The sequence below is a fragment of the Halobacillus litoralis genome (assembly GCF_009856445.1).
GTDB classification, from domain to species: domain Bacteria; phylum Bacillota; class Bacilli; order Bacillales; family Halobacillaceae; genus Halobacillus; species Halobacillus litoralis.
On sequence record NZ_WMFA01000004.1, the window covers coordinates 242,551 to 249,239 of the forward strand.

Genomic DNA, 6,689 nt, shown 5'->3' on the forward strand with positions numbered 1-6,689 from the left:
CATTATGGGATGTTATAATGAATTCCATGCACTTTTTCCATTTTCAGGAGGGAGGAGTTGGATGTATACTGCAAGACCGCCACGGTGGGTCTTACCCGCATTTGCCCCCATTTACATAACAGACCTTCGTGAACAGGATCTCACTATTCTCACACTTGTATCTTTTGCAGTGGTGCTGCTTATCTTTGGAGGCTCTTATCAATTAAAGGTGGATCAAACGATACAATACCACGTCTGTTTCTTTCACCTCAGGGTTTTGGGGAGTAAACTGCACCCCGAGGATATACATAAGATTGTTTTCAAGGATGCCGGCTGGGGAAAGCCCGCCGGAACGATCAAAAGGAAGAGGGGACTTCCAATTCGTGTGATGAATTTTAACTCGGTAGAAGTGCTGGCCGAACTCAAATGTTTTGCCGAGCGTCATCAGATCAGAGTAGAGGAGAGAAAATACTACAGAACGGTTTATGATCAGAAAATGAATAAAGAAAAGCAAAGAGCGTAAAAGAATATATGGTCTATGAAGAAGTGGCTCATCTCAGCGGGAATTACATCGATGTGGCTGAGTTTGTGTCCTTATGGCTGACAGGCGGGAATATCTCCGTGGTGGCGAGACCGGTTATAAAGGTGGAGAACTTTCTAGGGAGATGGTTCTCTCGGTCGCACTAACAGTTGATTTCCATATTATTGACGGGAATATTAAGATTCATTTACATCTCTTCGAAAATCCGCCTGCAGCGGTGTATTTTCCATTAGAATAGGGCATGCAACACGTAACACACATCAAAGGAGATACCGACGATGAACGTTGAACAGATCATGCAATTACTCAATCAAAATACGAAAAAGAAAATAGATGCTCATTCGCTCATTACCGGTGTCACTGATGACTCACGGAACGTTAAGGAAGGGTATGTCTTTGTAGCCGTCCGAGGTTACCAGGTCGACGGTCATGATTTTATTGAAGAAGCGGTTGAAAAAGGTGCTTCTGTCGTGGTCAGTGAAGAAAAAGTGGAGCACGACGGAGTGGTTTGTCTTGAGACCGATAACGGCAGGAAAGCGCTGGGACAGATTGCCTCTGCTTTTTATGGGTATCCTTCTGAGGATAAAATCGTGATCGGTGTTACAGGTACGAACGGAAAAACGACAACCTCTCATATGATTAAGCACCTTTGCGAAAAGAATGGCTATACATGCGGGATGTTCGGAACCATCGATTATGTGGTCAATGACAAAGTTGTTCCGGGAATTCAGACGACACCAAGCGCTCCATTGCTGCAAAAGCTTCTCGCTGAAAGCAAGGATGATGTCGTCGTGATGGAAGTTTCGTCTCATGGACTTGCTCAGTACCGTCTGGAAGGAGTCACGTTCGATTTCGCCGTATTCACCAACTTATACAAAGATCATTTGGATTACCATGACTCGATGGATTCTTATTTTGAGGCCAAATCAAAGCTTTTCCATATGTTGAAACCTGGAGGAAAATCGATCATTAATACGGATGATGCCTGGGGGGAAAAGCTCGCGAACCTTTTGGAGCAAGAGGGCAGATCCTTGTGCAGAGTGGGTCACCATCTGGAAAGTGAGATTATTGTGCAGGAGATTAATACCGATGATTTCAGCGCCTGCATTCAATATAACGGAGAAGAACGAAATGTAAGGTCCCCGCTCCAGGGTACACATAATGTCTATAATACCTTGGAGGCCTACGGAGTCGGTCTTCAGATCGGTTTCTCATTTTCTGACATGGAGAACGCGCTGCAATCTTTACCTGGGATCCGCGGTCGATTTGAACTTTATGAATTTGAAAACGGCCCAACCGTCGTCATTGATTATGCCCATACGGCAGACAGCATTGAACATGTCCTGGATACAGCAAGGCAGCAGGGAGCTGCTTCCCTGACGCATGTATTCGGTTTTCGTGGGGACAGGGATGTGTCAAAAAGGGGAGAAATGATCGGTGCTTCCTCCATACGATCAGACCATTACATCCTCACGCTTGATGATCTGAATACAGCGGGCTATGAGGAAATGGTATCCACGCTTGAAGACCTGCAGAAAGAATATGGCGATTCGAAGGGCAGGATTATTCCCGATCGGACGCTCGCGATTGAAGAGGCTATCATGAACAGCGGAGCGGAAGATTGGGTGGTCATCACTGGGAAAGGCCATGAGAACTACCAGCAGGATTACCATTATCCAGTGAAGTCGGACAAAGAAATGGTAGAGGATATGAAACGTAAGTCGAAATCAGCAAAAAAAGACATGATGGCGTGAACCTGCTTTTAGCAGGTTCTTTTTTTATCCATTGAAAATCTCAGCTGGAAGAATGGTAACTCTGGACCAACCCTTTCATCTTATGAAGGAACTTTGGGCGCATGTAGAGAAAGGTACAAGTGAAAACAAAAAAAGGATGTGAGTGAATGGGGAAAGAAGTATTAATCGTCATTGATGTGCAAAACGCAGTCATGGAAAACACCTATCAGTGTGAAGAGAAAATCAACAATATGAATCGGGCCATTCATCGGGCGAGAGAAAAGCAGATTCCAGTGATTTACGTGCAGCATGAATACCCGGAAGGTCCGATGAAACGTGGCGCAGAGGGCTGGCAACTTCATCCGGACCTGGAGAAGCCTCTGGAGCAGGATGCCGTGATTTTCAAAACGGTTCCGAACGCTTTTGTGAATACATCTCTTAAGAGGACGCTGGATAATGTTGGAGCGGACCATTTGTTTATTTGTGGGGCACAGACAGACTACTGTGTGGACTCTACGTCCCGCGGTGCTTTTGATCGTGGATATCACGTTACACTGGTATCAGATGCGCATACCACATGTTCTAACGAGTACTTGTCCGCCTCTCAGATTATCGACCACACTCAATATACGTTAGTAAACTTTTGGAGTGAAACAGCAGCGATCGACTTGAAATCTTCCCATGAACTTGAATGGGAGAGAGTCAATTAAACATGAAAAGGTCACCGTTCATTGACGATGACCTTTTTATTATTTCATGAGGAGACGGTGTGGGTATGTAAGATTTACTGATTATTTTGGAAGGGGTTGTGCTTATGTGGAAGGGAAATCCGATCATTGATCAGTTGAATGTGGACTATCCGATCTTTCAGGCCGGCATGGCTGGTGGAGTGACGACACCAAGACTAGTTTCAGCAGTTACTAATGCCGGTGGATTAGGGAATCTGGGTGCAGGTTATCTGACTGCTGAAGAAATGGTACATAGAATTAAGGAAATCAAGAAGCTTACTAGTCGGACGTTCGGTGTAAATGTCTTTGTTCCAGAGCATCCTCAAGCGACAGAGCAAGAAATAGTGGAGGCGGACAAGTGGTTGTTACCATTTCGTTCCGAGCTGAAAATCAAGGAAAATGTGACGCTTGAGCATGACGTTTCTCTTTATGAAAAACAAATTGAAGGGCTGGTGGCTGAACGAGTACCTGTTATCAGTTTCACGTTCGGTGTGCCTTCTCGGGAAGTGATCAAAGATCTGCATAAAGAGGGGGCGGTTGTAGTCGGAACGGCGACCACGGTCGAAGAAGCGATAATCAATGAAGAGCAAGGGGTGGATGTGGTTGTTGCACAGGGGAGTGAAGCAGGCGGGCACAGAGGAACTTTCACTGGAGTTTATGAACAAGCCCTGATTGGAACGATGTCACTAGTTCCTCAGGTGGTTGATCATGTGAAGATCCCGGTTATCGCGGCCGGTGGAATCATGGATGGCCGGGGCGTAAGGGCCGCTCTCGCCTTAGGCGCACAAGGCGCACAACTTGGAACGGCCTTTGTCACTTGTCAGGAAAGTGGTGCGAAACCCCAGCATAAAAAGGCGATCTTGAACAGCACAGAGACGAATACGGTTATCACTTCGGTCTTCAGCGGTAAACCCGCAAGAGGCATTCGTAATTCGTTTATAAATCAAATGGAAAAAGGAGGAGGCCGGAATCTTTTAGCCTACCCTCTACAGAATATATTGACCAAGGAAATTCGTAAGCAGGCTACGATCCAAAACCGTCCTGAGTATATGTCGCTTTGGTCAGGTCAGAGTCCTCGTCTGAGTACAAACCGGCCTGCTGCCTCCATTGTAGAGGCAATTGTCACCGATATAGAAAAGAATGCAGGAAAGGTATGAGAAAGAAAGAATGAGAAATTGAGAGTCCCCCTCCTTTTATATTTGGTAAATGGGAGGGGCAGTACCCGTCAAAGCTTGCTCTTGGGCGGTTAATAGGGAAGTTAGTACTTGACGATTTAACTAATGAGTATTACTATATAGTGGTAGTAAGTGTTACTTAGTATTGGTGTTGCTTTAACCTTAGTGGTCAAAATGCTTCAGAATATATGAATACAAATGGAGGAAAAGATGGGAAATTTCAGAGAAATGATGAAAGGGGTGCTGGAAGGGTGTGTACTGGAGATCATCAGTCGTGGCGAAACGTACGGCTATGAAATTACGCAGCAGTTACGGGAACTCGGATTCACCGATGTGGTGGAAGGCACCGTTTATACAATTACGATGCGGCTTGAGAAAAACAATCTCGTAGATATTGAGAAAAAGCCATCATCTATGGGCCCGCCAAGAAAATTTTATACACTCAACGCAGCGGGAGAAGAGCATCTTCATACCTTTTGGGGGAAATGGGAATTCGTATCAAGTAAGATTAACGAGCTGAAAAATACAAAGGAAAAGGAGAGATAAGATGAGCATTTTTGAAAAAATGATCGGGAGTATGGATGATAAAAGGGAATGGAGAGCGATGGAAGCGCGTGCGAAAGCGCTTCCTGGTGAATACCAAAGCGCCTATAAAGCTATTCAAAAGTATATGTGGACCACTGGAGGTCCTACTGACTGGAAGGATACGAAGCGTATTTTTGACGGCATTCTCGACCTGTTCGAATATGGATCTGCCGAAAATAAAAAAGTTACTGACCTTACTGGTGATGACGTAGCGGCTTTCTGTGATGATCTAATGAAAGACGAGAAATCCTGGCAAGATCAGTACCGCAAAAAGTTGAACGATAAAATTGGGCGTAGCGGATGATGAAATTTCAAAGGGTTAATAAAAGAGTGTCCTGAACATATCAACCATTCCGACTGAAGTGCTGAAAATGAGATGAGAGGCAACCTTCAGTTTTTTTACACTCTGGTAGTAAGTGATACAGAGTATTGGTTGTGCACACGAATCGGGTGTCCTTTCTATTAATCTTCAAAGCTGTTTGATGAAAGGACATTCAGAGATCCATGAAAGCACAACTTGAAAAAGCGGGAGAGATTACTTCTCCCGCTTTTTCCATTTCCATCCATTCGTAATGATCCCGACCAGGCCGGAAATGGTAAGTATGTAAGCCACAAAAAGTGGTATGTCTTGAAGGTCTGCGGTGAATAATCGGAACAAGCCGACCATGAGTATAAGGAAACTGCCGATCAGTGCAATCCCTGTTTTCATCTCTTGATTCATAGGATTTCCTCCCTTTCTTTTCACTACTAGATTAACATATATAATCATAGTGGTTCATGCTATAGTGAAGATGATTGATATTTCAGAATATATGAGGGTGGTGGGAGGATGAAAGAAGAAAGCTTGTTTCAACAAATGCGTTTTGTTAGAAAAAGGAGTCTTGCAGCACTTGATGCCACGACAGAGGAAATAGCAGATGCTCAACCTTTCGGCTTTGTAAATAATATCCGCTGGAATTTCGGCCATATCTTCGTATCCCAGGAAAATTTATTAGCCAGGTTTACAGGGGAAGAAGTGGTTCTGCCTGAAGGATATATGCATCTATTCAATGGTGGAACGTCACCAGGCGAATGGCCGGAAGAGGTCCCGCGTTTATCAGAACTTAGAAAAGAACTGGAGACTCAAACCGAACGCTTGATCCATACGTACAAAGGGCGTTTATCTGAAGTCGGGGAAAAGCCGTTTGACCTTGGCGGCGGCATTGTTTTTCGAACGTTGGATGAAGTGTTGAATTTCACAATCTGGCACGAAGGCCTCCACCAAGGGACCATATCTGCGCTGAAAAGGGCTCAAGGTGTTGAAAACTTGTTCTGATGGTACATAAGGCACTCGAGAACATAACACGGACAGGTAATGGTGTCGTCCTGGGAGTATTCATCGTTTCTTTGTTTTCTGAAAAAGCTTTTGACTTGTCCTTTGTTTTCTATTTTCTCGTTGGTTATTTCATCATAGAAATAATCAGGATACTCCCTGATGGAAAGGAGGACAATTGGTGGAACGAGCTGGATTTTGGAGTCGATTTTTTGCCTTGCTTCTGGATGGACTCATCATAACCGTCCCAATGAATCTTTTGTGGTCCTTATACCAGGGAGAATGGTCCAATAATGTGACCGAGGGATGGTTATGGCAAGTCATTTATGTCGCTTACCTGACGATCCTTCCCGTGCTGTGGAACGGATACGTCGTGGGTAAACGAATATTAACGATCCAAATTAGAAAAGAGGGCGATCAGCCTGTAAACTTATTTCAAATGTTTATTAGAGAAGTCATTGGAAAATTTCTTCTGGGTGTCATCACATTTGGTATAGCTTCTGTCGTAAGTGCATGTATGATCGTCATTCGTAAGGACAAACGGGCCATTCACGACCTGCTTGCCCAAACCTATGTCAAAAATATACCTTGAGAAGTCGATGGATTCTTCCATCGACTTTACATATACCTCCCAAT

At 44.5% G+C, this 6,689-nt stretch carries 9 protein-coding genes; 8 read left to right on the plus strand and 1 reads right to left on the minus strand.

The window, feature by feature from the left end; translation table 11 throughout:
• Positions 1-61 precede the first annotated feature (61 nt).
• The 6 genes from GLW00_RS13245 (at position 62) to GLW00_RS13270 (ending at position 5,045) form a co-directional block, all read left to right on the plus strand.
• Positions 62-502 (plus strand): hypothetical protein, encoded by a 441-nt coding sequence (locus GLW00_RS13245; protein WP_160914806.1) that lies wholly within the window; start codon positions 62-64, stop codon positions 500-502.
• A 296-nt stretch (positions 503-798) separates the two neighbouring features.
• Positions 799-2,274: a UDP-N-acetylmuramoyl-L-alanyl-D-glutamate--2,6-diaminopimelate ligase gene (locus tag GLW00_RS13250; RefSeq protein ID WP_160914808.1), complete on the plus strand. Its 1,476-nt coding sequence runs from the start codon at positions 799-801 to the stop codon at positions 2,272-2,274.
• 146 nt (positions 2,275-2,420) lie between these two features.
• Complete coding sequence (locus GLW00_RS13255; protein WP_160914810.1) at positions 2,421-2,963, plus strand: cysteine hydrolase family protein; 543 nt, start codon at positions 2,421-2,423, stop codon at positions 2,961-2,963.
• A gap of 104 nt (positions 2,964-3,067) precedes the next feature.
• Positions 3,068-4,138: an NAD(P)H-dependent flavin oxidoreductase gene (locus GLW00_RS13260; RefSeq protein WP_160914812.1), complete on the plus strand. Its 1,071-nt coding sequence runs from the start codon at positions 3,068-3,070 to the stop codon at positions 4,136-4,138.
• A 228-nt stretch (positions 4,139-4,366) separates the two neighbouring features.
• Positions 4,367-4,702, plus strand: a complete 336-nt coding sequence (locus GLW00_RS13265; RefSeq protein WP_160914813.1) for a PadR family transcriptional regulator — start codon at positions 4,367-4,369, stop codon at positions 4,700-4,702.
• Position 4,703: 1 nt separating this feature from the next.
• Positions 4,704-5,045, plus strand: coding sequence for a DUF1048 domain-containing protein (locus GLW00_RS13270; protein WP_160914815.1), 342 nt, complete (start codon positions 4,704-4,706; stop codon positions 5,043-5,045).
• 231 nt (positions 5,046-5,276) lie between these two features.
• On the opposite strand, the gene GLW00_RS13275 is transcribed toward GLW00_RS13270, so the two are convergent.
• Positions 5,277-5,462 carry a hypothetical protein gene (locus tag GLW00_RS13275; protein ID WP_160914817.1) on the minus strand — a complete coding sequence of 62 codons (186 nt, stop codon included), beginning with the start codon at positions 5,460-5,462 and terminating at the stop codon, positions 5,277-5,279.
• A 108-nt stretch (positions 5,463-5,570) separates the two neighbouring features.
• Here GLW00_RS13275 and GLW00_RS13280 point away from each other — a divergent pair, with 108 nt between their 5' ends.
• Complete coding sequence (locus tag GLW00_RS13280; RefSeq protein WP_160914819.1) at positions 5,571-6,056, plus strand: DinB family protein; 486 nt, start codon at positions 5,571-5,573, stop codon at positions 6,054-6,056.
• Positions 6,057-6,234: 178 nt separating this feature from the next.
• Entirely contained in the window at positions 6,235-6,645 is a 411-nt protein-coding gene (locus GLW00_RS13285; RefSeq protein ID WP_335808479.1) for an RDD family protein, read from the plus strand.
• Positions 6,646-6,689 lie beyond the last annotated feature (44 nt).

Coding starts and splice junctions, on each gene's coding strand:
- GLW00_RS13245 (WP_160914806.1), top strand. CDS start 62: ATGTATACTGCAAGACCGCCACGGTGGGTCTTACCCGCATTTGCCCCC.
- GLW00_RS13250 (WP_160914808.1), top strand. CDS start 799: ATGAACGTTGAACAGATCATGCAATTACTCAATCAAAATACGAAAAAG.
- GLW00_RS13255 (WP_160914810.1), top strand. CDS start 2,421: ATGGGGAAAGAAGTATTAATCGTCATTGATGTGCAAAACGCAGTCATG.
- GLW00_RS13260 (WP_160914812.1), top strand. CDS start 3,068: ATGTGGAAGGGAAATCCGATCATTGATCAGTTGAATGTGGACTATCCG.
- GLW00_RS13265 (WP_160914813.1), top strand. CDS start 4,367: ATGGGAAATTTCAGAGAAATGATGAAAGGGGTGCTGGAAGGGTGTGTA.
- GLW00_RS13270 (WP_160914815.1), top strand. CDS start 4,704: ATGAGCATTTTTGAAAAAATGATCGGGAGTATGGATGATAAAAGGGAA.
- GLW00_RS13275 (WP_160914817.1), bottom strand. CDS start 5,462: ATGAATCAAGAGATGAAAACAGGGATTGCACTGATCGGCAGTTTCCTT.
- GLW00_RS13280 (WP_160914819.1), top strand. CDS start 5,571: ATGAAAGAAGAAAGCTTGTTTCAACAAATGCGTTTTGTTAGAAAAAGG.